This is a genomic window from Romboutsia sp. BSD2780061687b_171204_C1, from assembly GCF_015560225.1.
Lineage (GTDB): Bacteria > Bacillota > Clostridia > Peptostreptococcales > Peptostreptococcaceae > Romboutsia_C > Romboutsia_C hominis.
The window spans coordinates 136,938-163,437 of the sequence record NZ_JADMRK010000002.1 but is presented as its reverse complement, the minus strand read 5'-3'; the positions used below and the strand labels follow the sequence as shown (position 1 = coordinate 163,437).

Here is a 26,500-nt window from a genome sequence, read left to right as displayed (position 1 = left end):
TTTGTAATTTAAAATTTTATAGAGGAAATATCAAATAAGAATTGAAAATAATAAATGAGGTGGTGATATGGAAAATATTAATAAAATTAATGTAAAAGATGATTATAATAGAGAATATTTTATAAAATTATCAAAATCTATAGTATATACAGCAATTGGAATAATTATATTTTTTATACCTATTAAATTAAATGGACAAGTGTTGAATTTAATATATCATATATCATATAAGCTTCAAAGTAATATGAAACATTTCATAGAAGTGTGTATTGTATTTTATTTAATTATAGGAATGTTTAAAGAAATGTTAAAAGGTAACTTGAAAAATAAAAAAATTCTTATGATTAGTAGAATTGTAGCATTAATTTTCTTAGTAAATATATTTTTTGGAAGTAAAAATGGACTTTTAGGAAATAATAAGGTATATTTTCTTATAGAAGAAGTAGTCTTAAATACAATAACTGTATTTACTATAGGTGTTTTATTTATGCCATTTTTAGAATATGGATTGTTAGAATTAACAAGTGTTTATCTAAATAAATATACAAAATTGTTATTTAGAATAGATGGTATAAGCTTTTTAAATATATTGGTATATATTTTTACAAATCCATTTTGTGGAATGTTTATGACTAACAAATTATATAGAGAAGGTAAATTAAAGGAATACGAGGCTTGTAATATAATATTAAATTTTTCAATACTTTCATACCCGATAGTTATTTATATATGTGAATATCTAAATATAAATCTAGCTTATGCCATTACGGTGTCAACTACTGTATTAATATTAATAAATATGGTATTAAGTAGAATATATCCAATATCTAAGAAGAAAAAATCATATTATTTAAAAAGTAATAAAAAAAACAGTTACCCTAAAAAGGATAAATTAAAAAAAATAATAAAATATTATTTATCTAATAGTGATAGTAAAGGTCTATTTAAAGAAATTATAGATAATCTAGAAGAAAGTATAAGTATATCTATAAATCTTATACCAAATATAGTTATATTTCTATATATAGGACAGATAATATTAAATAGTGAGATAATAATAGAAATAATAAAGATTTTGATTAATCCAGTATTAGATGTTTTGCAAGTTAAAAATATAAATGAGTTAGTAGGATTTATAATAGATGTATTTTATAACACTATAATAGGAATAAATAATGTAGATAAAAGTATAAGTATACAAACCAAAATTTTAATTTGTATAATAGGAATTTTAAGTTGTACATCTATTAGCACAAATATTATATATATAGCTAATAATAAAATGGCATTAAAAATAAATATAAAAGAGTTTATAATATCTTATTTACTTAGAATAAATTTAATTATAATAATATACATATTTATAGCTTACTTGTATAGTGGATATTTAATATAAGATAGGGAGCTATTTAAGCTTAAAATAGCTCCTTTTTCAAAATTATCAACTTAAAGGATAATTTTAATATTAACTTATTATAAATTACTATTGTGCAAAACAAAGTACTGTGCTATTATATAATCACTATTGTAATAAAACAATGTAGTGTGTTATACACAGTAGACTGCTTAATGAGAGGAGGAGTTTTGTGAATACTCAGTTTAGAAAAGGAGTACTTGAAATATGTGTACTAGCTCTTATTTCTAAAAAGGACATGTACGGATATGAGATAGTGCAAAATATATCTAAAGTTATAGAAGTTAATGAAGGAACTATATACCCTATTCTTAGAAGACTTACAAAAGAGGGATATTTTGACACATATATATTAGAATCGAGTGAGGGACCTGCTAGGAAGTATTATAAATTAACAGACTTGGGAAAAGAAAACTTAAATAAGTTAATTGTAGAGTGGAAAGATTTCGTAAAGGCTGTAAATATTTTAATAGAGTAAAAGGAGTGATAATATTGAATAGAGCTGAATTTTTAGATATATTAAGAGATTATCTTAAAGGTAGTTTTTCAGAAGAAGAAATAGGAGATATATTAAGAGACTATGAAGAATACTTTTTAGATGGAACAATAGAGGGAAAAAGCGATATAGAAATAATAAAATCTCTAGGTTCACCTAAAACTATAGCTAGTGAACTTATAGCAGAGACTAAAAATAAAGAAGAAGATAATAGTATAAGACTAAAAATAAATATAATAAAGTCAAATTTTAAAAGACAATATATAAACTTAAAAGATAGAGTTAGTGAAAAATTAACTTTAGATATTGAAAATAATGACCAAAATAAAAGAAAAATAATACAATTAGGTCTTAGTATACTATCTTTAATAGTATTCATTCCAAGATTTTTAATAGTATTATTTTTATCTGTAGTTGGTATTATATTAGTTTCATTAATTGGTTTATATGTAGCTACAATGCCTATAATAATGAATTTTATATCTCAAACACATGAGGTAATGGGACTTTATGTATTTATGTCTATTGCATTTGTAGGTGGTCAGATACTAGCATGGCAAATATATATATTTATAATATCTATATATAAAACAAGCGTAAATAGATATAAAAGTTGGATGAAAACAAGAAAACTATATATAAATGCTAGTAAGAAAAAAGAAGCTAATAATAAAGAAGAGAATAGTTTTAAGGAAGGAGAGAAAGATGATGAATAAAAAGGTAACCATATTTTCAATAATATTAATAGTAATTGGTATAGTTGGCACTATATACTTTTCTATATCATCTGTCCCTTATTTTACTCAAACTATATCTAATATAGAAAAAAGCTTAGATAAAGAGCAAGTAATTTATAATAAAAATATAAGTATAGAAAATTTAGATGTAAAGACTAAAGTTAGTAATATAATAATAGAAAAATATGAAGGACATGAAGTTAGAGTAGTGAAGAAAGGTATAAGTAACTACAATATTAAAGAAGATGGCAATAAATTGAGTATAGTTGAAAATGAAAAGGAATATAATTATAAAATAAGCAACAATTTAGAAGAATTTATAGAAAATGTGATTAATGCATTTTACTATAATAATAGTCAAAGTTTAATTATATATGTTCCAAATAATATAAATGTAAATGCATCTACTGATCATGCAAGATTAAGTATAGAAAATAATCTATTACTAGATAGTGTATATTATAAGACTATAAATGGGTATATATCACTGCCCAAAGGGATGAAAACACTTAAAAACCTAGATATAAAATCTAACGGACATATATACTTATCTACAGAGGAATTAATAGGAATAGATAACGTTAATATAGAAAGTGGTGGAATTGAAATATATTCAGCTCAAAATGAAATATTTGTAGATGATATTGAAAAATTTATACCAAAAACTATAAATATAACTCAAAATAGTAATAGTAGTTCAAATATTAATATAGATACAAATATACCAGTAGCTAAAGAATTAAATATAAATGCATACAATTCAAGCGTTTATATAAACATACCAAGTAAAAATTATAATTTTAGTGTAGATATGAAGTCTATATCAGGTATAAATGTAAGTAATATGCTTATTGATGAGCATTATAGAAATGATGAAAATTTAAAAGAGTTAAAGGGAACTTTAAACAAAGAAAATTTAAATAATGAAGAGAAATATATTATAAATGTAAAAGCGAATAATATAAATTTACATTAAATAAATGAAATTATAGCCAAAAAATATAGAATAATCAATTAACTCCAATAAAAAATGCTAAAAATATAAAGTATACTATGTTATAATATTTATAAATATAAAAAGAAGAGGTATACTTATGAATAAATTAGCATTAAGTTTTATAACAGCTTTTACTTCATTTTTAGTTATAGGATGTAGTGATAAAAGCGTAAATGATGATAATAAAGTAGAAGTTAAACCATCTTCTGCAGTAGAAAGTGAAATATCTCAAAGTGAAGCAACACTAAAGGAATCGGATAAAATTAAGCAAAATTCAGATAGCATTAACATACCTATACATATACTTAAAGATGATCCTAAAGAGGTTAAGTATATAGAAGTTAAAAAAGATAGTACACTTCAAGAAAAGATAGAAAGTATTATAAATGTATTATCTAAAGAGTGCTTTAATAGTTTACCAATGAAAGTTACTGTTTTTATTAAGAATAGTACTGCAAGGATTGAATTGATAGAACCAAAGACTGATTCAGAGAGTAGAGTATCTTGGAAGAAAGATTATCTAAATGAAACAACAAAAGAGTACACAATAAATACAATTGTAAAAAATATAATTCAAGAAGATTATAAAGGCGATTGGATAAAAAAGGTACAATTATATTATGATGGTAAGTTAATATCATTAGATTAAAAGTCAGTATTAGAAGTATTTCTAATACTGACTTTTTTATGTTTTTATGATTATTTTGTTTTTAATTTACTTATAATTTCTATATGTATTTCAAAGAAATATAAGTAAAAACAATTATCATATAAATTAGATATCATCTATTGTATATATATCATCATCAAGATTTGATATATAGTTAGCTATAGATAATACACCTATACCAGCGAGAAGCTTCATTTGTTGCTTGCAAGTTGCTTTAACTGTTGAAGTTGTTATTTTTCTAATTGAAGGACTAATTACACTCAAAGCAGCTAATGTAGCAGAACCTATTAAAATACCTTTTAATAATTGATTATCTTTATCCATGGTGTCACTCCCATCAAGATATAATTTATAATATTAAAAATTAATTAAATTTTAATATATAAATAGGATGTGTAAATGATAAAAAAATATAATCTAAAACTAATATTTTAAAAATATTTATGATTTTAGGATTATTTACTTTAATAATATTATTAAAAGAACTAGTAACCAGATTTTAAGATTTTCATATAATTATATTAGACAGCATAAGTTTATTATGCGAGTTGAATATTACAGCAAAAGGGGTTTTGACGTATTATGAAGAAAAAGAAAAGCCAAGGGTGTGGATGTCAACCTAAGTGTGACAATTTCAATGTATGCAATGACAAAGTAAAATCATGTAAACCATGTAACTCACACAAATCAAATGTTTGTTGCAAAAAACCTTCAAAAAAATATATAGATTGTGATCATGAGAGTAAATGTGATTTTATGGACGATTGCAAATGTGATGAGCATTTTGAGATTACATGTGTAGATAAGTGCTTAGAACTAGCACAAAAAGCAGAAGATTTATTTGATGAAGCATCACGCTGTGAATGTAAAGCTAAGGAGTTAATGGAAAAAGCTAGAGAGTGTGAAAAATCATCAAATGTATTAGCAGCAAAAGCTAATGATTTAAGAGAAAAATCACAATGCAACGAGAATGAATCTAGAGCAGCAGAATGTAAAGCCAAAGAATTAATGGAAAAAGCTAGAGAACTTTGTGAAAAGGCTAAATGCTTGCATAAAGAAGCTGAAGAAATAGAGAATGAAGCTAGATGTAAGTGTGAAAAAGCAAATGATTTAAGAGACAGAGCACAAGAATTCAGTGAAAAAGCTAAGTGTTTATATGCTAAAGCTTTAAAATTTGATGAAAAAGCATTAGAATGTTATAAATCTGCAGAAGATAAAATAAAAGAATATGGACATAAATCTAAAAAATGTGAAGAAATGATAAAAAAATGTAGTAGCAAGTTAGATAAGTGTGAAATGGATATGAAAAAATATATAGATTGTGATCACAAAAAATATTGTACATGCGATACTAAAGAAAGTAAATCATATTGCAAAAAAAATAAAGAGAAATATTGTGATATAGGTCTAAAGCCAGAATATTGTAAGCCACATTGCAAAGAAGATGTGTATATAGATTGTGATTGTGCAACTTATGTAAGCCCTATGTATGATATGTGTAATATGCACTATATAGGGGATATGGCAGATGAATATCCAATGGTCGGAATGCCTTATATGAATGCTTGCTCTAATCATTGTCAAGACGCAAATGATATGTGGATGCACTATTATATGAATATGAAAAATATGATGAAAAATATGGGATGGCCAAGATATTAAAATACTAAGAATAAATAAAGAATGCCTGCAGGCATTCTTTATTTATTCTTAAAGAAAATTATACTTATTTTAATAATTCTTTTTCTATAGACTTATATACTTTTTCCATGAGATTATTAAAATCTCTAGTAGATTTCATATAGCTAGAAACTAGAGGTAAATTAAAAAATTCTTGATATTCCTTGTTAAGTTCTACTAATTTACTTGATGCATCTTCTATTCTATTATTAGAGTAAAGCTTATTTTTTTTATCTATATAATTATCAAGTTGTCTTTTTAAATTTTTATTTTTATCAAGTTGGGATTTAGATTTCTTCATAAGTTTAAATTCATCACTAGATTTAATCGAATTAGCAAGTTCAAGTGCTTTTTTATTTATATCCATATATACCTCCATTTATAAAAAATACTATATTACATTTTATAATTTGAGAAGGTAATATATACTACATATTTAAAAGGAATATAATTTACATTATAAGCAAGTTAATTCATTTAAAAAGTATTCAAACATAATACCATCATTTCTATCAGTGTCAAATTTGGATGTATAGTTTACTACCTTATGAACAAAATAACTAGATTTGTTAATAGCAAATTCTAAATCATGACCATTTGCTATTAAGCCACATATAATAGATGTGAATATATCACCAGTGCCACTATAAGATAAATTATTATATTCAAATGAAGTAATAAAACAATTATCACTGATTTTATCATATCCAATATTTAGTATATAACCATCCTGAACTACTCCAGTTATAATTACATTTTCAGGGCCTAATTCAGAAATTTCTTTGGCTATATTAATAATATCTTTTTTAGTCAAATCACCAATATCAGAAATACTTCTATTGGTTAATAGACATGCTTCAGTTATATTTGGAGTCGTAAGATTAGATATCTTTACTAAATTTTTAATTTTTTTACACATTTCGTTATCAAATATAGAATACATATTTCCATTGTCACCCATTACAGGATCCACTATTACAAAAGAATTATTATTTTTTTTTATAAAGTCAATCACTATATCTACTTGGTCTTTAGAACCTAAAAAACCACTATAGATATAATCAAAATTAATATTAAGCTCAGACCAAACATTAGAGTATTCTCTCATATGATCAGTAAAATCTAAAAAACTATATTTAGGATATCCTGTTTGACTAGATAAAATTGCTGTAGGAAAAGGACAACATTGAGTTTTTAATGCAGATAATATAGGTATTGCAGCAGTTAAAGAACATCTACCTACACCTGATAAATCATGAATAGCAGCTATTTTCTTCAAAATAGCACCTCCCTATAAAAATATTTATATAAATATATTACTACTAAAAAATTCAAAAACAAATATATAATTACAAAAAATAAAATGTATGGCTACAATTTATATAAATATATATTAAAAAGATTTGGGAGAGTAAAAGCTTTAAATAAATTAAAATTATTTTTAATATGTTTGGATATAATAATATAAATCAAGAGAATACATAAATTGCTTTTAGGAGGTCTGACATTGATAAAACTTAATATTAAAAATAAGTATGCTAAAATTATAATTATATCATTATCATTAACGATAGCTATTGGATTATATTCATATATAAAAGAAGGTGAATTAATAATAAAATCAAACTCTACCGAAGTAAGTAAAATAGAAGATGGCGAAAATAATAAATACAAGCTTCTTCTTGAAGAACTATTTGATCATAGAAATAAAGCAATACTTGATAAAAATGAAGAAGGGCTAAAAGAATTATATGAGGTAGATAAAAAGTTTGGTTTATGGGCATGGGAACATGAAGTAAAAAAGATGAAATACCTAGAAAATTGGTCTAGTAAACAAGGAGTTAAGTTTAATGATATAAAAGCAAAAGTGAAAATCAAAAAAGTAAAAGAAAAGGAAGAAGGTTTATACGGCATTATATGTACAGTTTCAACAGAGTATAAGTATTCATATGATAAAGAACCAGATATTATAAATATGTGTAGAATAGGAACTTATCATTATATAAATGTCAAAATAATAGATGATCAATATATAATAACTAAAGAATGGTATACAGATCCATTTGCTGATTCTTTAAACTTAGATAATATAAAATCTGAAGACATAAAAAATTATATAAGTATGCAAAAGCCTACAATATTAGATTTAAAGCAAGAGCAAATAAAAGCCATAGAATATGCACATAAATATTGTGGAGCAGCTGCTGATGAAGAAAATGGTTTAAAATTCAACTCAAATTACAGAGATTATAATCCAGAAGGTGGAGACTGCGCAAACTTTGCATCTCAAATAATGTTTGAAAGTGGGAGATTCAAAAAAAATGATACATGGAATTACGCAGATGGTGCAGGAACTAAGGCATGGGTAAATGCACAAGCTTTTAAAAATTATATAGTATATAGTGGTAGAGGAAGTTTAATAGCAAAAGGAAGTTATGAAGATATTTATAAAGAAGCCTATAATTTAAGACCTGGGGATTTTGTGGCATATGAAAAAGGAGGCAGAATAACTCACGTATCAACTGTAACAGGACTTGACTCAAAAGGATATCCTTTAGTAACTTGTCACAATACAGATAGATTACTAGTACCATGGGATTTAGGGTGGAGTGATAAGGCTATAAGATTTCATTTAATTAAGGTACATTACTAGAAACTAGAATCTATAAGTTGATGTGTATAAACTTAATAACATTTGACAATGATATGTATATATGTTAAAGTAATAATAAAGTTGCAAACATTTGTAGCTAAATAATTTTTGTGTGTTTTTAGGAGGATCTATTAAATGAAAACTGGTGTAGTTAAATGGTTTAATAATGAAAAAGGATTTGGATTCATATCTGTAGAAGGTGAAGGAGATGTTTTCGTACATTTCTCAGCTATAGCTGCTGATGGATACAAGTCTTTAGAAGAAGGACAAAACGTTCAATTCGAAATAGTTGAAGGTGCTAAAGGTCCTCAAGCTGCTAACGTAGTTAAATTATAATTAATTTCATATATATATTAGTAAGTCTAGTAGTATGTGAAACACCCGCCGCAATTAAGCGGCGTTTTTAATTTCACTATTAACTTATTCTTTTACAAGTCCAACTCCATTTATAAATTTAAATCCTTTTTCATTAATCAAAGCATCAAATAAATCTAAAGAATTGTATTTACAGAAATTATCTAAACAATAAAGAGTATCATCTTCTAATTTATCAAATTCATTGTACATATGAAAAGGAGTACTAAACTTAATCATTTCATCTCTTAATTTGTCCATATCAATTAAAAATTCAGCATAAGATAAATCAAGACTTCCATTTAATATTAGGGATTTCACTATATCTAATATTTCATTCTTATCTTCAAATTTTATAACTATCTTTTCTTTATCTCTACGAGATTTAATATAGTCATTTATTTTATCAACAATGCTTAATAAATTATTATCTATAAAATAAATAAAATCAGCTTGATTAAATTTACTTTCAATATCTTCTATAAGTAATTCATTCATATGAGATTCCCAAAGTTGTACACCATATCTATTGTAATTAGTATTTTTTATAGGCTCTCCTTTATAGTCATAAATTCTAGGAACAGAGTAGTTGTGATAGTTAGCTATTTCACATCTAAAGTAGTATCCATCTTTATCTTTAGGAATTAAATTTACTATAAATTCATGCATATCGCTTCCTAAATATATTTTTGTGTTTTTTAATAAATCAAATCTATCTTTTAAAACTTTAGCATCTATATTGTATAAATTATTTTCATATGCTATTTCATATACCTTGTGTTCATATATTTTATTTAAAAAACTATTAACTTCTATATTATAATCAAATTTCATTGTTATACCTCCAAATTTAAAACATAAATAATTTTTATTTAATATATACCCATAAAAGATAATTTAAATAAAAAAAATAATTTTAACATATTTTAAATTAAAATATATATAAAAATATGTTAAAATTATAGTTGAGAGAAAGAAGAATATAATACTTTTGTATATAAATTAATTAATGTTTACTTATTGGAGGTGCAGTATAGTGAATATATTATTTTTTCTAACACCTAAGAGTGAAGTTGCATATATATATGAAAACTACACTATGAGGCAAACTCTAGAGAAGATGGAATATCATAGATATTCATCTATTCCCATAATTAATGATGAGGGGAAGTATGTTGGGACTATAACAGAAGGAGATTTATTGTGGACATTAAAAAATAAATTTTCGCTAGATTTAAAGGGAGTAGAGGATATTCCTATCAAAGAAGTAAATAGAAGAAAAGACAATTCTCCTGTTGATGTTAACGCTAATATAGAAGATTTAATTTCAAAATCTATGAATCAGAACTTTGTTCCTGTTATAGACGATCAAGAAATTTTTATTGGTATAATAAAAAGAAAAGATATTATAGAGTATTGTTACAATAAATTAAAAGAATAAGATAAGACCTAGTATATACTAGGTCTTATTTTTAGTCATTTAACTTGATCATATTTCCATATTTAGATCTAAGGTCATTTAATTTTTTAGAATAAACTTCTGTTTGCTTTTGATACATTAAAGTTCTTTCTATTTCATTTTTAACTTCTTCATATTCAGATTCTCCACCTTTATTTAAATCTTCTAATTTTATTAAGTGGTATCCAAATTGAGTTTTAACAGGTCCTGCTACTTCACCTTTTTCCATATTGAATACTGCTTCTTCAAATTCTGGAACCATTTGTCCTCTAGGGAATGATCCTAAGTTTCCACCAGCTTCTTTAGAAGGGCAAGTAGAATGTTCTGATGCTGCATCTTCAAAAGATACTTCATTAGCTTTTATTTTATTTAATAAATCATTAGCTTGTTCTTCAGTTTCAACTAATATGTGCTTAGCAGTAGCTGTTTCTGGCTTATTGAATTTATCTTTATTAGCATCAAAGAAAGCCTTCTTTTCTTCTTCAGTTAAAGATATACTAGTTAATACTTTGTTTATAGCATATTGCTTTAACATATTTTCTTGAACTCTTTGTAATTCTTTTTTAAACTCTTCATCGTTATGTAATTCATTTTCTTTAGCTTCCATATAGAATAATTCTTGGTTAACTAAATCATCTAATAATTGCTTTTTACCTTGCTCACTATTAAAGTGCATAGCTTGATATGGTTCTAAGCTTTGTAGAGCACTCTCAACATCGTAGTTAGTGATTTCTTTTTCTCCAATTGTTGCTAAAACTTTTCTTTCCATAATTGTTACTCCTTTATGTAAGTTTATAATTAATATTACTTTCAATTTAAATGATATCAGAAAAAAACTTATATGTCTAACATTTCCAAATTTTATACTAAATATGTATTAATATGAAAAAGTAATAGTTATAAGTAAAAGTGAGGATAGCATTCCAACGACACCTTCATTTTCATTGTATTTAAAATTTTTTATGCAAGAAACATAAAAGTATATAAATAAAAATATTAGTTTAAAAATAAGTAATATTCTGTTTTTAGAGAATAATAAATAGCTACATAAAAACAGTATAAATGCTAAGATTGTAGTTATTCTATATAATACATCTATATCTTCTATTTTATTAATAGATTTTAGAATCATTATTATATAAACTATAGATGCTGTTAAAAATAATAAAAACATAAATATTTCAATTCTCATAGCAGCAATAGAAACATAGTCGTACCAAACTATAGGCCAAAAAAATAAGAATAAAAATTTAAAATATTTATCAAGAAATTCTTTTGAAATAATAAACACATCCTTTCAAATTCAATCTATAAATAAATTAAAGCATACAAATTAATCAAATACTACCATTATTATATCTATATAAAAAAAATATATGAAATATTTATTGTTTAATTAGTATATATATTAATTAAGAAATTAATTTATAAAATATATTAAGGTGGGATAGGTATGTATAGATATTATACTAAAGGTGTATGTTCAAAGTCTATATTAATGGATATTGAAGGCAATATATTAAAAGACGTAGTTTTTGAGGGTGGATGTAGTGGAAATACTATAGGAATAAAGCATCTAGTTGAAGGTAAAGATATTGATGATATAATAAAAAATCTTGAAGATATACCATGTAAGAATAGAGGAACATCTTGCCCTGATCAATTAGCTAAAGCACTTAAAATATATAAGAAATATGTTTATAATAAATAAAAAAGTCTTCTAACGAAGACTTTTTTATTACTTAGTTACAACTATAGCTATTTTAGCATCAGGATTGTAACTAACTTGAACTAATTGATTTTTCTTAAGTCCAGCAAGGTCTTCTCCACCATAGTTTATTTCTAATTTTACTGGCATTTTACCTTGTTTTATTATAGCTACGTACTCATTTTTACCTTTTTTCTCTAGACTGATTAAGTTACCAACATAAGGCTTGAAGTTTTGATATTTTTCCCCAGCTTTTTTTATGTAGAAGTAAGTCCCAAGAGCAACTAATAAGTTAACTGCAAGTATAGCCCAACCATTTATCTTAGCAACCATACCAACTATCATAATGATAACCATTAAAACAATAGGAATTATAGCTTTTTTCATAAGTAGTTTGCCCATTATTTCATTAGCTCTTTTTTCAGGGCCAGTCATTGTTTTTGATCTAGCAAATGATTCTGCGAATTTGTCTTTTAAGCCCATATTAATCCTCCTAATTTAATTAATATTAGATATAATAACGATGTCATGCTTGAAACTTAAAGGTCATTACATTTATATTATGTACAAGTTTGTTATTAAAATTTATATTCAAGCAAAGCAAAATATATTAATTATTTTATCATATAATTAAAAAAAAGGAAATAAATGAGTTATAAAAACTTGATAAATATATATAGTAGTATAAATTAACATAATCTCATTCTTTAATAATATAATTTAGCTATTTTGTTTATTGTGGTAATATATATGTATATATTCATTAATAAAGTAAGGAGATTAATATGGAAAAGAAATATATAATATCTCTAGATCAAGGCACAACAAGTTCAAGAGCTATATTGTTTGATGAAAATGGAGAAATAGTAAGTAAATCGCAAAAAGAATTTACTCAAATATATAAACAATCTGGATGGGTAGAACATGATCCTATGGAAATATGGGGAACTCAAAGTGGGGTAATGAGAGAAGTAATAGAAACTAAGGGTATAAGACCGGAAGAAATTGCTGCAATAGGAATAACTAATCAAAGAGAAACTACTATAGTATGGGATAAAAATACAGGAAAACCTATATATAATGCAATAGTTTGGCAGTGTAGAAGAACATCAGATATATGTAAAGAATTAAAAGACAAAGGATTAGAAGAAATAATAAAAGATAAAACAGGTCTTTTAATAGATGCTTATTTTTCAGCTACTAAAGTAAAATGGATATTAGACAATGTAGAAGGCGCGAGAAAAAAAGCAAATAATGGTGAATTACTATTTGGAACTGTTGACACTTGGCTTATATGGAATTTAACTAGGGGAAAAGTTCATGCTACAGATTACTCTAATGCATCGAGAACTATGATGTATAATATAAAAGAGCTAAAGTGGGATGAAGATATATTAAAAGAACTTGATATACCAAAATCAATGCTCCCAAATGTATACCCATCTAGTTATGTATATGGACACACTGATTCTATGATGATGGCAGGTGCAGAAATTCCAATATCAGGATGTGCAGGGGATCAACAAGCTGCGTTGTTTGGACAAACATGTTTTGAAAAGGGAAGTGCAAAAAATACTTATGGTACAGGTTGTTTTTTACTTATGAACATAGGTGAAGAAATAGTTAAATCTAGAAATGGTTTAATAACAACTATAGCTTGGGGGATAGACAATAAAATTACTTATGCATTAGAGGGAAGTATATTTATGGGAGGTGCCTCTATTCAGTGGCTTAGAGATGAATTAAGAATGATAAAAGAAGCTAAGGATAGTGAAAGTTATGCATCAAAGGTTGATGATACCAATGGAGTATATGTTGTTCCGGCATTTACAGGTCTTGGAGCACCTTACTGGGATATGTATGCTAGAGGAACCATTGTAGGTTTAAGTAGAGGAGCTAAAAAAGAACATATAATAAGAGCTACTTTAGAATCTATAGCATATCAAACTAAAGATGTATTAAATGCTATGGAACAAGATTCAAATATAAATCTTAAGTTTTTAAAGGTAGATGGAGGAGCAAGTAGCAATAATTTTTTAATGCAATTTCAATCAGATATATTAGATGTAAATATAGATAGACCAAAGGTTATAGAAACAACAGCACTAGGAGCTGCTTATCTGGCAGGACTTTCGGTAGGATTTTATAAAAGTAAGAATGATATAAAGGTTAAGTGGGGAGTTGATAAAGAGTTTACTCCTAAAATGGATAAATGCAAAAAGGAGAAATTATATAAAACCTGGAAAAAAGCTGTAAAAAGAGCTATGGAGTGGGAAGAAGAAGAGGAATAAAAAAGATGGGTAATACCCATCTTTTTTATTTATGTTATATTACTCCTTTATAGCAGCTACAACACTCATCTCAACAAGAAGACATTCTCTAGCCATCTTAGCTTCAACACATGCTCTAGCTGGAGCAAATCCTTCTTCAATCCAAGCATCCCAAACAGAGTTCATATCAGCAAAATCTTTCATATCTTTTATATATATAGTAACTGATAACATATGATTTTTATCTGAACCATACTTGTTTAATAAATCTTCTATTTTCTCTAATACTTTAGCTGTTTGCTCCTTTATATCACCTTCAGCATGAACTTGACCACATAAGTAAAGAGTATTATTGTGAACAACAGCTTTACTCATTCTTTCAGTTGTTTCAAATCTTTTTATTTCCATAATTTTACCTCCAAGTTAAAAATATTCCAATAAATCACATTACATATAAAAATATATCATATAAAGTAAAATTATTAAACAATTAAGTGAAATAAATTCCAATTCTAATATAGATAAACATAAGATGTATATGATGATAAGTTAAATAATAAATGGAGAGTTTTTATTTATTGAAATTGGTCAAATATATTATATAAATAATAATTTAAAACTATATAAATATGTTATAATCATATACAAGTAAAGATTTTTAAAGGAGGATAAATATGTCTGACGATAGAGTGATAGATTTTAACAATTTAAAAAACAAGGCTAAAGATTCTGATGTAGATAAGTTTGAACAGTATATATATAATTTATATTTTTCAGTAATGGATGGAAGTATGACAATGGCTGAATTTTCTAAGAAGATATTTGATTATATGAAGGATAATAATATATCTTATGAGAAGTTTATGAATATACAAAAAAAATTTATGGAAAGATATGGTATGAATCCTCAAGAAGTAGAAGATCAACTTAAAAATTTTGGAATAGATCCAGCAAATTTAGACATGTCTAATATTAGTGAAGAGAGTATAAATTCTATAAAGAATACAACATCATTTTATGAAAAATATGCTAATAAAATACAAACTAAAGGTTGTGTAACTACTTATATAAAAAATGATACAAATGATATAGAAGTTATAATAGATAAAGAAAAAGTTACATTATGTAGTAGTAAGAAAATAAATTTAGTTGATGCTGAGTTAAATGAATTTTTACTAGGATATAAAAATGTATTTAATAATAAAATAAAAGTAGTACTTTGTGAAAATTGTACAGAGTATGACTATTAATAAAAAATTCGCTTCATCTCATAATAAAAAAGTGTATGATTAATTTTACTTAATCATACACTTTTTTATTAATAATTTATAGTTTTTACAACTTCTATTCCATTTTGTAGCATACTATTTAAAAATACTATGTTTAGAAGATTTGCAGGATGAACTTCGCTATCATATGTATCTACTAAATCAATAGGAACTATAATATTTTTACTTATATTATTTTGATTAAAGTATGACTTTAACGTTATTGCAAATTGATATACACATATATCTGTACAATCCCCTACAACTATTATATTTTTAGTATTTGAAAAATTTATATCTTTTAATGTGAAAAAGGCATTAGTAGAGTTTTTCGGAATAACTTTGATGTTTTCTATAGACTTAAGTTCATCTATTATATCACTTTCAAAACTATCTACCATACAGTGAGGAGGATAACTTAAAAGTTCTATAGAATCAGTAGTATGACAATCTGTAAAGGCAGTTATATTAGACACTTTATTAGATAAATATTTTGTAAAATTATAAATAGGATTTATCAAAGCATTTATCCTAGGTGAATAAAGGGAACCACCTTTTGCAAATCCATTATTCATGTCAACTATAAATAACTCAGTTTCATTTAGATTTAAATCATTAATATTTTTAGATTTAATGTTATCAATATTGTTTTTAATAGATTTTAATTCATTTAATAGATTTTCCATAATACACCCCTTATATATAAACTAATTATAGTTATTTTACATATATATAATACAGGTGTCAAGACATAAAAGAGCTATCTTCAAAGTTGAAGATAGCTCTTTAGAGGAATTAGTTATCTGCTAAAAGGTCAAATACATTCCTCTTAATATATATTATGCACTTTATATATAAATTGATACTAATTTAGAATAATAGATTAGCTATTAAAGTTATAATTGGTAGTGCTATAGCTGTACGTATTAAGAAGATAATAAATAAATCTTTTAGGTTTAATGGTATATCTGATTTTAATATTACAGCTCCAGTTTCAGTTAAAAATATTAATTGACTTATAGATAAAGCACCTATTATAAATTGAGTTATTTGGCTAACTCCATCTCCAGATACCATAATAGATGGTAAAAACATATCTGTAAATCCGACTAATACAGCAGGAGCTGCTATATGAGCATCAGGTATTTGTAATAAGTTTAAGACATAAACTATAGGTAAAGATATTATATTAAATACTGGTGTAAACTCTGCAGTTATAAGTGCTAATGTTCCCCAAGCCATAACTAAAGGCAGTAATCCTAAGTACATATCTACAACAGTTTTTATTCCTTGTATTATAATAGTATTAAAAGAAGGTGCATTTTCTGCTCTATATAAAGCTTTTTCAAAAGCAAATTCAAAAATATTTTTACCACTAGGAACTAATTCTTCCTTTAAATGAGCCACTCCGTTATAAGTAGAATCACTAAACTTATTTAATGGATATATACGAGGCATTATAAGTGCACAAGCTAGTGATGCAATACAAACTGTTCCATAAAATGGTACAAACATTGACATAAGCCCAAGTTGATCTGCTATAACTGTAGAAAATGGCAGTGACACTAAAGAGAAACAAACAGATATTATAACAGCTTCTTTAGTAGTGTAATAACCTTGTTTATACTGAGTGCTAGTAATCATAACTCCTAAAGTACCATCTCCTAGCCAAGAAGAAACAGCATCTACAGCAGCACGACCAGGAACTTTAAATAATTTATACATAAATTTAGATATTAAAGTTCCAAGTAAATCCATAAGACCAAAGTCAACCACTAAAGGTAAGAAGAAACCTGATACTAAAAATATTGCAAGAAGACTTGGTAAAAGTCCTATTATTGTTTGACCAGTAACATCAGATATTATAACTTTAGGACCTACATTAAATAAAGTCATAGTTATAAATATAGCACCAAGTATTCTACATAATAGCCAAAATGGAGAGACATTTAAAACACTATTTAAAAACTCATTTTTTATATTTATAAATTTACTCAATATAGATAAAATAGCAGAAGTAATAATAACAACTAAGGCTATGTTTAACATATAATCAGCAAAAACTATTTTTATAAGCTCAGCAATAAATCCTATCCCAATATTTATAGAAGATAATCCTTCTAAAGGAATCATACTACCATAAGGTAGTGGAATAACAAATAATAATAAACCAAATAATGACGGTATTAAAAATTTAAAAAAACTACTTTTCGATGTAGAACCTACTAAATTTCCTTGCATAAATCAAACCTCCTAAATTAAATTTAAATATTAAAAAAGTCCCTTGGTCAAAAGACCAAGAGACGAAAATTCCGCGTTACCACTCTTATTAATAATATATGCGCATATATTACTCACTTAAGTCTCGTAAGGTGAGATATCCCGATTACCATACTTAGTTTCAGATAATCTTCTCCAAAGCTCTCTTCGATTAAACTTCAATGCCAAGCTTCCACCATCCTCGGCTCTCTATAAAATTCATTTAATGTACTCTCTTTTTCATTGAATTTATATTATTTATTTTCTATAATCTTAAAATAAATAATTTTAAATGTCAACAATTTTATTTCGTAAAATTAAAATATTTAGAAAATTTTTATTAATAATTAGTTTTTGCTATTTTCTATTTCTTCGGCTAGATTATTTAAATATTCCCATCTCTCATATTTAAATTCTAGTTCTTTTTCAAGATTAGCTTTTTCATCAAGAACTTCTTGAAGTTTAACAAAATCAGTGGCATATTTAGTAGAATCACTTTCTAATTGTTCGATTTTTTGTTCTAATTTTTCTATATCAGAATCTATAGTTTCGAACTCTCTTTGTTCGTTATATGAGAACTTAAGTTTTTTGGCTGATTTAGGTTTTTCTTTCTTAGGAGTAGAGTTTTCTTTTATAATTTTTTCATCTTCAAATTCTATACCTTGTACTTCCTTATAAACCTGATAATCACTATAGTTACCAGTATATATATGAATATTTCCCATACCTTCATATGCAAATATTTTATTACATATTCTATCTAAGAAGTATCTATCATGAGATACTGTTATAACAACACCTCTAAATTCATCTAAATAATCTTCTAGTCTATTTAGTGTTTCTATATCTAAATCGTTCGTAGGTTCGTCTAATAATAGTACGTTAGGTGCAGTCATTAGGGTTCTAAGTAGATGAAGTCTACGTCTTTCTCCACCAGATAATTTATTTATTAAACTATACTGAAGTGTTGAGTTAAATAAAAATCTTTCACACATTTGAGAGGCTGATATTTTACTTCCATCAGAAGTTTCTATATAATCACTTCCTTCTTTAACATAATCTATAGCTCTCATATCAGGATGCATGTGAGAGTCATCTTGTGAGAAACATCCAATTTTAACAGTTTCACCAACTTCTATATGACCGCTATCGGGTCTTAATTTACCATTTAATATATTAATTAATGTTGATTTACCCATACCATTTTTACCAACAATACCTATTCTATCAGTACGAGCTAGAGTATAGTCTAAGTTATTTATAAGGCATTTACCATCAAAAGACTTAGATATATTGTGTATTTCTATTATTTTATTACCAAGTCTAGTAGAACCAACAGATATATCCATTTGCTCATCTGGTTTTATAATGTCTTGATTAACTAAGTCGTCAAAACGTTGAAGTCTAGCTTTTTGCTTAGTAGTACGAGCTTTAGCACCACGTCTAACCCATGCAAGTTCCTTTCTCATTAAATTTTGACGCTTTTCTTCCATACTAGCTTCAAGTGCAAGTCTTTCCATCTTTTTTTCTAAGAATAAAGAGTAGTTACCATCATAACTAAATAATCTACCTTTATCTAATTCAATTATTCTATTAGAAACTCTATCTAAGAAATATCTATCGTGAGTTATCATTACTAGTGACCCACGTCTAGAATTTAGATATTCTTCTAAATAATCGATAGTTTCATTATCTAAGTGGTTAGTAGGTTCATCAAGTATTAATAAATCACAAGGAGTTATAAGTGCTGAAGCTAGTGATATTCTTTTTCTTTGACCACCAGATAGCTCTTTTACCTTTTGACTAAAATTAGTTATGCCAAGTTTTGTTAAAATCATCTTAGCTTCACTTTCTAAATCCCAAAGACCAAGCGTATCTATTTTTTCTTGTAGAGATATTAGCTTATTGTTTATATCTTCATTGTAAGCTTTATTAAGTTTATCAAGAGTTTCTTGATATTCTAATAAAAGTTTCATTTCGCTAGATGTACCTTTAAATACTTGCTGCAATACAGTGAACTCTTCATTGTAGTCAGGATTTTGAGGTAGATATTCAACTCTAACTCTATTAGCTTTAGTAACAGTACCACTATCTGGAACTTCAACTCCTGCTATTATTTTGAGTAATGTAGATTTACCAGTACCATTAACACCTATAATACCTATTTTTTCTCCTTCATTAATACCAAAGGATATATTTTCTAGCAATGTTTTTTCCGAATAACTTTTACATATATTTTCTAAAGTCATTAAATTCATAAAATCACCTAAATTCATATTAATTTTGATAATAGATTTTTTATTTAAATAAATCTATATAAGAGATTATATTTATGCATGTTTAATAAACTATTAAATATAGACATTAAAACCAAAAATAATCTATATAAATTACATGATGAGGTAAATAGTTATTAACTAAATTAATTTTACATGTAAAAATAATAGAGTATAATCTATATAAAGAAGTGAAACTTAAAATGCATATAATATAATTTGAGAAAAACATAATTATATTATATCTTATAAGTGTTAAATATACTAAGGTATTTTAAATAGAAAATGGGGGATAAGCGATGGATATATATATATCACAATTAGACGAAACACAAAAGATACTTAAAATTATTAAAAAATACAATGTGGGATTAGAAGTTGTTCAATTTGCAAGTCCTTATATACTTGATGATAAAGACATGTATTTACAAACATATAAAGATGAAATAAAAGATATATATGGAAAAACTAATATATCAATACATGGACCTTATGCAGATTTATCTGTAGGAAGCAGAGATAGAGATATAGTAAAAGTAACTAAAAAAAGATTAAATGAAGGGTATAGTATAGCTAAAGAGCTAGGTGCTAAAAAAATAGTATATCATAATGGATATACACCAAATACATACACTAAGGAAGAATGGCTTAATAATGCAATAACCTTTTGGAATGATTTTTTAGCAGATAAAGATGACAATATAGACATACATATCGAAAACACTATGGAAGAAGATTATCTTTTTATAAAAGAGTTAGTTGATAATGTAAATCATAAAAATTTTTCAGTATGCTTAGATATAGGTCATGTAAATGTATTTTCTAATATAAGTGTTAATGAATGGTTAGAAGGATTGGGAGATAGAATTAAGCACTTTCATATACACAATAATTATGGGTCAAAAGATAGCCACAGTAGTATAGAAAGTGGTAATATAAATATAATAGAACTTATAAAATACATAAACAAAAATTTAAAAAATTCAAGTATATCTTTAGAAATAGTTGATACAAATGAACTAATAAATTCTTTAGAAATACTTAAAAAAAATGGATTATTATAGTATTAATAAAACAAAACTGGTCAGGGTGATGAAGATGAAAGCTGAAATAATAACAGTAGGAACAGAAATACTTCTTGGGGATATAATAAATACTAATTCTCAATATTTAGCAAAAGAATTAGCAAGTATAGGAGTAGATGTATACTACCAAAGTAGTGTAGGAGACAATGAAGAAAGACTTTTAAAATCATTTGAGGAAAGTTTAGGTAGAAGTGATATTGTTATAACTACAGGAGGACTTGGTCCAACTAGCGATGATATAACTAAAGAGGTGGCTTGTAAATTTTTTAATCAAACACCAGTACTTCATAAGCCATCACTTCAAAATATAGAAAAATATTTTAAAAAGATGAATATAGAGATAAGTGATAGTAATAAAAAACAAGCTTATTTCCCAGAAAATGCTATGGTACTAGAGAATAAAAATGGTACAGCACCAGGTGCAATACTAAAAAATAATAATAAAATTATAATAATACTTCCAGGACCGCCTAAGGAAATGAAGCCTATGTTTGAGGAATTTGTTAAGCCATATCTACAAGATAAAACTAAAAGTGTATTAATGTCAAAGAATATAAAAATACTTGGTATGGGAGAGTCTTTGGTAGAAAAAAATTTAATAGATATCATAAAAGAACAAAATAATCCAACAATAGCGCCATATGTAAAAGAAGGAGAAGTTAGTCTTAGAATAACAGCAAAAGCTAAAACTAAAAATGAAGCAAGTAGTTTAATAGAACCTTTTGTAGATAAAATCAAAGAAAGGCTTGGAAATTGCATATATGCAGTAGGAGACATAAATTTAGAAGATGTTATAGCTAATATGTTAATAGATAAAAATATGACCATATCAGTAGCAGAATCTTGTACTGGTGGTATGGTAAGTTCAACTCTTATAAATTACCCAGGAATATCTAAAGTTTTCGTTGAAGGATGTGTTACATACTCAAATGAAGCTAAGAGAGAAAGGTTAGGTGTTAAAAAAGAAACTTTAGATAAATATGGAGCAGTAAGTGAAGAGACAGCAAAAGAGATGGCTTATGGCATAGCAAGTAAATTTAATACTAATATCGGAATATCAACAACAGGTATTGCAGGTCCTGATGGAGGAAGTGAAAAAAAACCGGTAGGACTTGTATATATGGGTATATATATAAATGGTAAAACATATGCTATAGGTCAAATTTTTAATGGTGATAGACAAATGATAAGGTTAAGGGCTACTAAAACTATACTCAATGAATTAAGACTAAAATTATTAGAGCTATCTTAGGAGGACATATGATAAAGTATATATTTTGTGATTTAGATGGAACTTTATATAATGGACATATAGATGATAGAGATATTTATGAGATAAATAAAGTTCAGAAGGAAGATGTAGTATTTAACATAGCAACAGGTAGAATATTTCCACATGCATTAAATATTATAGATAATCAGATTGAAATAAAAGGTTACTATATATGCGAAAATGGATCTTATATTTATAATAAAGATAAAGAATTAGTATTTAAGGGTACTATAGATGATGAGATAGTTAGAAAAGTTATAGCTAGATTTGAGTCAAATGATGCAAAATTATATTTTAAGTATAATCAAACTGTAATACTATGCGAAGAATGTAATGTATTTAGTAAGTATACTAATAATTATATCCTTGATAAAGAATTTATCCATAGAAAAAGTTTTGATAATCTAATAGGAAATATAGGTGTAGTATCAGAAAATATAGAAGAGCTAAGCAAAATAGAAATAGACTTAAAAGCAGAGTTTAATGAAGTACTAGATATATATTTTTCATCAGAAAATACGTTAAATATTACTCCTAAAAACGTATCTAAGAGAAAGGGTATAGAGTATATATGTAAATCTTTAGGGATAAAAGAAGATGAAATAGCTACTATAGGTGATTCTCCTAATGACATAAATATGTTAAGTGGAGTAAAATATAGCTTTGCAATGAAAAATTCTAGAGATAGCGTAAAAGAACATGCAAACTATATTGTAGATAGTGTAGCTGAAGCTATAAAAATAATAAATGACATAAATTGCAAATAAGAAGGAGGATTAAATAATGAAAAAGGTATTAGTTATGTTAGCAGATGGATTTGAAGAAATAGAGGCAATATCAGTGGTAGATGTATTAAGAAGAGCAAATGTTGTATGTGATATGTGCTCAATAAAAAAAGAATACGTAAGAGGAACTCATGATATAGTTTTAAAATCAGATTGTAGTATAGATGATATAAATGTTAATGAGTATGATGCCATAGTGCTTCCAGGTGGTTTACCAGGTGCTACAAATTTAAAAGACGAAAGAGTTAAAGATTTTGTACAAAAGTTACATAAATCAGGTAAAATAGTAGCAGCAATATGTGCAGCACCAGAAACATTAGAAGAATTTGAAGTATTAAAAAACAGAAAGTGTACATCTTATCCAGGATTTATAAAGGATAAATCTAGTGTATCTTATGTAGAAGAAATAGTAGTAAGAGATGAAAATATAATAACTAGTAGAGGACCAGCAACAGCTATTGAGTTTTCTTTAGAACTACTTAAAGCATTAGGGTATGAAGAAAAAGCGAAAGAAATAAGAGAGGAAATGTTAGTTAATTTTTATAATAAAAATGCTTAACAAAAATATTTAAAAAAGGATATGTAAACTTGCTAAAGCAAGTTTACATATCCTTTTTTTAGTAAATAAATATCTACAATTTTATTTATTATTAAATTTAATACCTTGATAAGAGTCACGTCTTTTTAGTTCTGCATCTATATCATTTAGCACTTCCCATTTTTTTAAACTCCATAAAGGCCCGACAAGTTCATCTCTTTTACCGTCACCTGTTAATCTATGAACTATCATAGTATCAGGAAGTATTTCTAGTTGATCACATACAAGTTTTATATATTCATCTTTATCCATTAGATTAAGCATGCCATTTTGAAGCATTTTTTCCATAGGAGTATCTTTTATTACATGAAGAAGGTGTATTTTTATACCATCAACACCCATATTTGCAACTGCTTTAGCAGTTTCCATCATCATATCATAATCTTCTCCAGGAAGTCCATTTATTATATGAACGACAACTTTTATATTTCTAGCTTTTAACTTTTCAACACCTTTTAAAAATTCTTCATAATCATGACCTCTATTTATAAGTTTAGATGTTTTATCATGAATAGTTTGAAGCCCTAACTCAACCCAAAGATTAGTCTTTTGATTTAACTCATCTAAATAATCAACAACATCATCAGGAAGACAATCAGGTCTCGTAGATATAGAAAGACCTATGACATCATCAAGTTCTAATATTGTTTCATATTTTTCTTTTAAAACCTCTAAAGGAGCATAAGTATTAGTATATGCTTGGAAGTATCCTATATATTTAGCTGATGGCCATTTTTTATGCATCATTTCTTTTATATCATTAAACTGTTTTATAAGATTATCCTTTGGATTTCCAGCGAAATCTCCAGAACCTTCTTTACTACAATAAGTACATCCACCATAAGAAACCTTACCATCTATATTAGGACAAGTAAAACCTGCATTTATAGAAACTTTGAAAACTTTCTCGCCAAATGTATTTCTAAGATAATAATTCCATGTATGGTATCTTTTGTTATCAAAAGCATATTTAAACTTCGTCAAATTTATCACCTTTTCTAATCAATATAATTTATATCTATCTATATTACCATAAAAAAAGTATATGTACAAACTAGAATAACTAGTCTAAAAATAAGAATTACAATACTGTTACATAAAATTTAGAATACAAATAACATCTGTTTAATAATATTTATTAACAAAGTATTAGGGGGGCAAAAATGAGTAGTAATAAAGAAGAAAAATCATATAAAGAGATAATAAAAGAATGCTTAAATACTATAAAAAGCAAAATAAATGGTATAACTAAAAAACAATGTATAATAATCATAGTTTTTTTTGTTATATCATTATGTGTGTGCATAAATATAGTTGTAGCTAAGTATGACAAAAGAGTTTACCCAGGAGTTAGTATATACCAAGAAGACATATCTGGAATGAATTATAATGAACTAAGAGAAAAGTTAGAGGTATTAAAAAAAGAAATAAATGAAAAAGAGGTGAAAATAAAAATAAAAAAAAATACATATGTACTTAGTATGAATGACATTGTATCAAATTATAATACAGATAAATTATATGAAGATATAGTTAATGAAAATAAAAATAAAAATATATTAGAAAAATTTATGACTATAATAAAAAACAAAGAAAAAAATTATAAGTTTAACATAGATATAAATGAAGATAAGATAGTAAGATGTGGATATATTATAGATAAAGAAAATTCTAAAAAGCCACTAGAACCTAAAGTAATTATAGACAATGAAGTTGTAAAATTGAAAGAAGGTAAAACTGGTAAAAGATTAGATTTAAATAGACTTGTAAAAAATATTTTATATAACATTAATAATGAAAATATATACAGAGAGGACATGGTTATAAACTGTAAAGAAATAAATGAACTGCCTACAATAAAAATAAATAGTTTAAAGAATATTAATCATAAGATATCATCATACTCAACTTCATATGCATCAGGTGGAGGAAGAGGAGATAATATAGAAGTTGCAGCAAAAAAAATAGATGATTTATTACTTATGCCAGGAGAAGAATTTTCATATGAAAAAGCTTTGGGACCAATAGATAGAGAAAATGGATATAAAAATGCACCTGTAATAATAAATGGAGATTTAAAAGATGGAATTGGTGGTGGTGTATGTCAAGTTTCATCAACGTTATATAATACTCAATTAAAGTCTGGAATACTACCTACAGAGAGAAGAAACCATTCAAAGCCAGTTAGCTATGTGCCAAGAGGATTAGATGCTACATTAGCTACAGGGAGTATAGATTATAAGTTTAAAAATACTTTAGAATATCCAATAGTTATAAATACTAAAACAAGTAATAACTTATTAACTATAGAATTTTGGTCAAATGAAAAAGCTTTAGATGGAATAGAGTATGAAGCTGTAGGATATTCTAGTGGAAAAGTAGCTAATACGTATTTGTATGGATATAATGAGAAAGGGAAAAAAGTATATGAAAAACATATAGATACTAGTGTATATAGATAAAAAGAGGAGAATGTCTCCTCTTTTTAATTATAAAATTTAATCAACTTTATTTATAA

28 protein-coding genes and 1 other annotated feature are annotated in these 26,500 nt (G+C 25.8%); of the genes, 17 read left to right on the top strand and 11 right to left on the bottom strand.

The features are described 5' to 3' along the window. Positions 1–67 precede the first annotated feature (67 nt). The 5 genes from I2H23_RS05725 (at position 68) to I2H23_RS05705 (ending at position 4,293) form a co-directional block, all read left to right on the top strand. Entirely contained in the window at positions 68–1,396 is a 1,329-nt protein-coding gene (locus I2H23_RS05725) for a hypothetical protein (RefSeq protein WP_195581262.1), read from the top strand. Between the two features lie 190 nt (positions 1,397–1,586). Further along, positions 1,587–1,892 carry a PadR family transcriptional regulator gene (locus I2H23_RS05720; RefSeq protein ID WP_092924834.1) on the top strand — a complete coding sequence of 102 codons (306 nt, stop codon included), beginning with the start codon at positions 1,587–1,589 and terminating at the stop codon, positions 1,890–1,892. Positions 1,893–1,906: 14 nt separating this feature from the next. Further along, positions 1,907–2,626, top strand: a complete 720-nt coding sequence (locus I2H23_RS05715) for a DUF1700 domain-containing protein (protein ID WP_166505753.1) — start codon at positions 1,907–1,909, stop codon at positions 2,624–2,626. Then, on the top strand, positions 2,616–3,623 hold the full coding sequence (locus I2H23_RS05710) for a hypothetical protein (RefSeq protein WP_195581260.1): 1,008 nt from the start codon (positions 2,616–2,618) through the stop codon (positions 3,621–3,623). Before I2H23_RS05715 ends, I2H23_RS05710 begins: the two co-directional genes overlap by 11 nt. A 118-nt stretch (positions 3,624–3,741) precedes the next feature. Then, positions 3,742–4,293: a hypothetical protein gene (locus I2H23_RS05705; protein WP_195237392.1), complete on the top strand. Its 552-nt coding sequence runs from the start codon at positions 3,742–3,744 to the stop codon at positions 4,291–4,293. A 126-nt stretch (positions 4,294–4,419) separates the two neighbouring features. On the opposite strand, the gene I2H23_RS05700 is transcribed toward I2H23_RS05705, so the two are convergent. Further along, positions 4,420–4,638, bottom strand: coding sequence for a hypothetical protein (locus tag I2H23_RS05700; RefSeq protein WP_195237394.1), 219 nt, complete (start codon positions 4,636–4,638; stop codon positions 4,420–4,422). 258 nt (positions 4,639–4,896) lie between these two features. Here I2H23_RS05700 and I2H23_RS05695 point away from each other — a divergent pair, with 258 nt between their 5' ends. Then, a complete protein-coding gene (locus I2H23_RS05695; protein WP_195581259.1) occupies positions 4,897–5,976 on the top strand; it encodes a hypothetical protein in 1,080 nt (359 codons plus the stop codon). Between the two features lie 64 nt (positions 5,977–6,040). Here I2H23_RS05695 and I2H23_RS05690 read toward each other — a convergent pair whose 3' ends face one another. Together I2H23_RS05690 and I2H23_RS05685 are read right to left on the bottom strand one after the other, a co-directional pair. After that, positions 6,041–6,361 (bottom strand): YlbF family regulator, encoded by a 321-nt coding sequence (locus I2H23_RS05690; protein WP_092924844.1) that lies wholly within the window; start codon positions 6,359–6,361, stop codon positions 6,041–6,043. 90 nt (positions 6,362–6,451) lie between these two features. Then, the gene (locus tag I2H23_RS05685) at positions 6,452–7,273 is read right to left on the bottom strand and encodes a pyridoxamine kinase (protein WP_207741700.1); all 822 of its coding nucleotides are present in this window, start codon (positions 7,271–7,273) and stop codon (positions 6,452–6,454) included. Between the two features lie 228 nt (positions 7,274–7,501). On the opposite strand from I2H23_RS05685, the gene I2H23_RS05680 reads away from it, so the two are divergent. Together I2H23_RS05680 and I2H23_RS05675 are read left to right on the top strand one after the other, a co-directional pair. Then, a complete protein-coding gene (locus I2H23_RS05680) occupies positions 7,502–8,647 on the top strand; it encodes an amidase domain-containing protein (protein WP_092924848.1) in 1,146 nt (381 codons plus the stop codon). Between the two features lie 135 nt (positions 8,648–8,782). Further along, entirely contained in the window at positions 8,783–8,983 is a 201-nt protein-coding gene (locus I2H23_RS05675; RefSeq protein ID WP_092924850.1) for a cold-shock protein, read from the top strand. 84 nt (positions 8,984–9,067) lie between these two features. Here the strand turns inward: I2H23_RS05675 and I2H23_RS05670 are convergent, their stop codons facing one another. Next, a complete protein-coding gene (locus tag I2H23_RS05670) occupies positions 9,068–9,835 on the bottom strand; it encodes a hypothetical protein (RefSeq protein ID WP_092924852.1) in 768 nt (255 codons plus the stop codon). Between the two features lie 202 nt (positions 9,836–10,037). Here I2H23_RS05670 and I2H23_RS05665 point away from each other — a divergent pair, with 202 nt between their 5' ends. Then, on the top strand, positions 10,038–10,442 hold the full coding sequence (locus I2H23_RS05665; protein WP_092924854.1) for a CBS domain-containing protein: 405 nt from the start codon (positions 10,038–10,040) through the stop codon (positions 10,440–10,442). Positions 10,443–10,473: 31 nt separating this feature from the next. Here I2H23_RS05665 and I2H23_RS05660 read toward each other — a convergent pair whose 3' ends face one another. Further along, positions 10,474–11,229, bottom strand: a complete 756-nt coding sequence (locus tag I2H23_RS05660) for a peptidylprolyl isomerase (protein WP_092924856.1) — start codon at positions 11,227–11,229, stop codon at positions 10,474–10,476. A 684-nt stretch (positions 11,230–11,913) separates the two neighbouring features. On the opposite strand from I2H23_RS05660, the gene I2H23_RS05655 reads away from it, so the two are divergent. Further along, positions 11,914–12,171: a TIGR03905 family TSCPD domain-containing protein gene (locus I2H23_RS05655; RefSeq protein WP_166505750.1), complete on the top strand. Its 258-nt coding sequence runs from the start codon at positions 11,914–11,916 to the stop codon at positions 12,169–12,171. Between the two features lie 27 nt (positions 12,172–12,198). Here the strand turns inward: I2H23_RS05655 and I2H23_RS05650 are convergent, their stop codons facing one another. Continuing rightward, positions 12,199–12,651 (bottom strand): hypothetical protein, encoded by a 453-nt coding sequence (locus tag I2H23_RS05650; protein ID WP_092924862.1) that lies wholly within the window; start codon positions 12,649–12,651, stop codon positions 12,199–12,201. 302 nt (positions 12,652–12,953) lie between these two features. Between I2H23_RS05650 and glpK the strand changes: the two genes are divergently transcribed. Beyond that, positions 12,954–14,459 carry a glycerol kinase GlpK gene (gene glpK, locus I2H23_RS05645; protein WP_092924864.1) on the top strand — a complete coding sequence of 502 codons (1,506 nt, stop codon included), beginning with the start codon at positions 12,954–12,956 and terminating at the stop codon, positions 14,457–14,459. A 39-nt stretch (positions 14,460–14,498) separates the two neighbouring features. On the opposite strand, the gene I2H23_RS05640 is transcribed toward glpK, so the two are convergent. Further along, positions 14,499–14,846, bottom strand: a complete 348-nt coding sequence (locus I2H23_RS05640) for a RidA family protein (RefSeq protein ID WP_092924866.1) — start codon at positions 14,844–14,846, stop codon at positions 14,499–14,501. Positions 14,847–15,112: 266 nt separating this feature from the next. On the opposite strand from I2H23_RS05640, the gene I2H23_RS05635 reads away from it, so the two are divergent. Beyond that, entirely contained in the window at positions 15,113–15,688 is a 576-nt protein-coding gene (locus I2H23_RS05635; RefSeq protein ID WP_092924868.1) for a DUF3867 domain-containing protein, read from the top strand. A gap of 68 nt (positions 15,689–15,756) precedes the next feature. Here I2H23_RS05635 and I2H23_RS05630 read toward each other — a convergent pair whose 3' ends face one another. From I2H23_RS05630 to I2H23_RS05620, 3 genes are all read right to left on the bottom strand, one after another. After that, positions 15,757–16,392: an isochorismatase family cysteine hydrolase gene (locus I2H23_RS05630; protein WP_195237399.1), complete on the bottom strand. Its 636-nt coding sequence runs from the start codon at positions 16,390–16,392 to the stop codon at positions 15,757–15,759. Positions 16,393–16,576: 184 nt separating this feature from the next. Continuing rightward, on the bottom strand, positions 16,577–17,947 hold the full coding sequence (locus I2H23_RS05625; protein ID WP_243248232.1) for a YjiH family protein: 1,371 nt from the start codon (positions 17,945–17,947) through the stop codon (positions 16,577–16,579). A gap of 55 nt (positions 17,948–18,002) precedes the next feature. Then, positions 18,003–18,218, bottom strand: a binding site (T-box leader). A gap of 94 nt (positions 18,219–18,312) precedes the next feature. Beyond that, positions 18,313–20,223, bottom strand: coding sequence for an ABC-F family ATP-binding cassette domain-containing protein (locus I2H23_RS05620; RefSeq protein ID WP_195237400.1), 1,911 nt, complete (start codon positions 20,221–20,223; stop codon positions 18,313–18,315). 317 nt (positions 20,224–20,540) lie between these two features. Between I2H23_RS05620 and I2H23_RS05615 the strand changes: the two genes are divergently transcribed. From I2H23_RS05615 to I2H23_RS05600, 4 genes are read left to right on the top strand one after another with little or no spacing between them, the layout of a single operon-like run. Then, positions 20,541–21,305 carry a sugar phosphate isomerase/epimerase family protein gene (locus I2H23_RS05615; RefSeq protein ID WP_195237401.1) on the top strand — a complete coding sequence of 255 codons (765 nt, stop codon included), beginning with the start codon at positions 20,541–20,543 and terminating at the stop codon, positions 21,303–21,305. Between the two features lie 34 nt (positions 21,306–21,339). Further along, entirely contained in the window at positions 21,340–22,578 is a 1,239-nt protein-coding gene (locus I2H23_RS05610) for a competence/damage-inducible protein A (RefSeq protein ID WP_166505747.1), read from the top strand. Positions 22,579–22,586: 8 nt separating this feature from the next. Next, positions 22,587–23,366, top strand: coding sequence for an HAD family hydrolase (locus tag I2H23_RS05605; RefSeq protein WP_195581257.1), 780 nt, complete (start codon positions 22,587–22,589; stop codon positions 23,364–23,366). A 16-nt stretch (positions 23,367–23,382) separates the two neighbouring features. Continuing rightward, positions 23,383–23,943, top strand: a complete 561-nt coding sequence (locus I2H23_RS05600) for a DJ-1 family glyoxalase III (RefSeq protein ID WP_092924879.1) — start codon at positions 23,383–23,385, stop codon at positions 23,941–23,943. 81 nt (positions 23,944–24,024) lie between these two features. Here the strand turns inward: I2H23_RS05600 and I2H23_RS05595 are convergent, their stop codons facing one another. After that, positions 24,025–24,966 carry a TIGR01212 family radical SAM protein gene (locus I2H23_RS05595; RefSeq protein ID WP_092924880.1) on the bottom strand — a complete coding sequence of 314 codons (942 nt, stop codon included), beginning with the start codon at positions 24,964–24,966 and terminating at the stop codon, positions 24,025–24,027. Positions 24,967–25,145: 179 nt separating this feature from the next. Here I2H23_RS05595 and I2H23_RS05590 point away from each other — a divergent pair, with 179 nt between their 5' ends. Continuing rightward, positions 25,146–26,444 (top strand): VanW family protein, encoded by a 1,299-nt coding sequence (locus I2H23_RS05590; protein WP_092924882.1) that lies wholly within the window; start codon positions 25,146–25,148, stop codon positions 26,442–26,444. Positions 26,445–26,500: the final 56 nt, after the last annotated feature.

Bases quoted from the DNA above. Each gene is read 5' to 3' on its own strand.
- I2H23_RS05675 (WP_092924850.1), top strand. From the start codon at position 8,783: ATGAAAACTGGTGTAGTTAAATGGTTTAATAATGAAAAAGGATTTGGA.
- I2H23_RS05590 (WP_092924882.1), top strand. From the start codon at position 25,146: ATGAGTAGTAATAAAGAAGAAAAATCATATAAAGAGATAATAAAAGAA.
- I2H23_RS05635 (WP_092924868.1), top strand. From the start codon at position 15,113: ATGTCTGACGATAGAGTGATAGATTTTAACAATTTAAAAAACAAGGCT.
- I2H23_RS05620 (WP_195237400.1), bottom strand. From the start codon at position 20,223: ATGAATTTAATGACTTTAGAAAATATATGTAAAAGTTATTCGGAAAAA.
- I2H23_RS05630 (WP_195237399.1), bottom strand. From the start codon at position 16,392: ATGGAAAATCTATTAAATGAATTAAAATCTATTAAAAACAATATTGAT.
- I2H23_RS05690 (WP_092924844.1), bottom strand. From the start codon at position 6,361: ATGGATATAAATAAAAAAGCACTTGAACTTGCTAATTCGATTAAATCT.
- glpK (WP_092924864.1), top strand. From the start codon at position 12,954: ATGGAAAAGAAATATATAATATCTCTAGATCAAGGCACAACAAGTTCA.
- I2H23_RS05660 (WP_092924856.1), bottom strand. From the start codon at position 11,229: ATGGAAAGAAAAGTTTTAGCAACAATTGGAGAAAAAGAAATCACTAAC.
- I2H23_RS05725 (WP_195581262.1), top strand. From the start codon at position 68: ATGGAAAATATTAATAAAATTAATGTAAAAGATGATTATAATAGAGAA.
- I2H23_RS05670 (WP_092924852.1), bottom strand. From the start codon at position 9,835: ATGAAATTTGATTATAATATAGAAGTTAATAGTTTTTTAAATAAAATA.
- I2H23_RS05655 (WP_166505750.1), top strand. From the start codon at position 11,914: ATGTATAGATATTATACTAAAGGTGTATGTTCAAAGTCTATATTAATG.
- I2H23_RS05695 (WP_195581259.1), top strand. From the start codon at position 4,897: ATGAAGAAAAAGAAAAGCCAAGGGTGTGGATGTCAACCTAAGTGTGAC.
- I2H23_RS05640 (WP_092924866.1), bottom strand. From the start codon at position 14,846: ATGGAAATAAAAAGATTTGAAACAACTGAAAGAATGAGTAAAGCTGTT.
- I2H23_RS05710 (WP_195581260.1), top strand. From the start codon at position 2,616: ATGATGAATAAAAAGGTAACCATATTTTCAATAATATTAATAGTAATT.
- I2H23_RS05615 (WP_195237401.1), top strand. From the start codon at position 20,541: ATGGATATATATATATCACAATTAGACGAAACACAAAAGATACTTAAA.
- I2H23_RS05610 (WP_166505747.1), top strand. From the start codon at position 21,340: ATGAAAGCTGAAATAATAACAGTAGGAACAGAAATACTTCTTGGGGAT.
- I2H23_RS05705 (WP_195237392.1), top strand. From the start codon at position 3,742: ATGAATAAATTAGCATTAAGTTTTATAACAGCTTTTACTTCATTTTTA.
- I2H23_RS05650 (WP_092924862.1), bottom strand. From the start codon at position 12,651: ATGGGCTTAAAAGACAAATTCGCAGAATCATTTGCTAGATCAAAAACA.
- I2H23_RS05700 (WP_195237394.1), bottom strand. From the start codon at position 4,638: ATGGATAAAGATAATCAATTATTAAAAGGTATTTTAATAGGTTCTGCT.
- I2H23_RS05600 (WP_092924879.1), top strand. From the start codon at position 23,383: ATGAAAAAGGTATTAGTTATGTTAGCAGATGGATTTGAAGAAATAGAG.
- I2H23_RS05605 (WP_195581257.1), top strand. From the start codon at position 22,587: ATGATAAAGTATATATTTTGTGATTTAGATGGAACTTTATATAATGGA.
- I2H23_RS05625 (WP_243248232.1), bottom strand. From the start codon at position 17,947: ATGCAAGGAAATTTAGTAGGTTCTACATCGAAAAGTAGTTTTTTTAAA.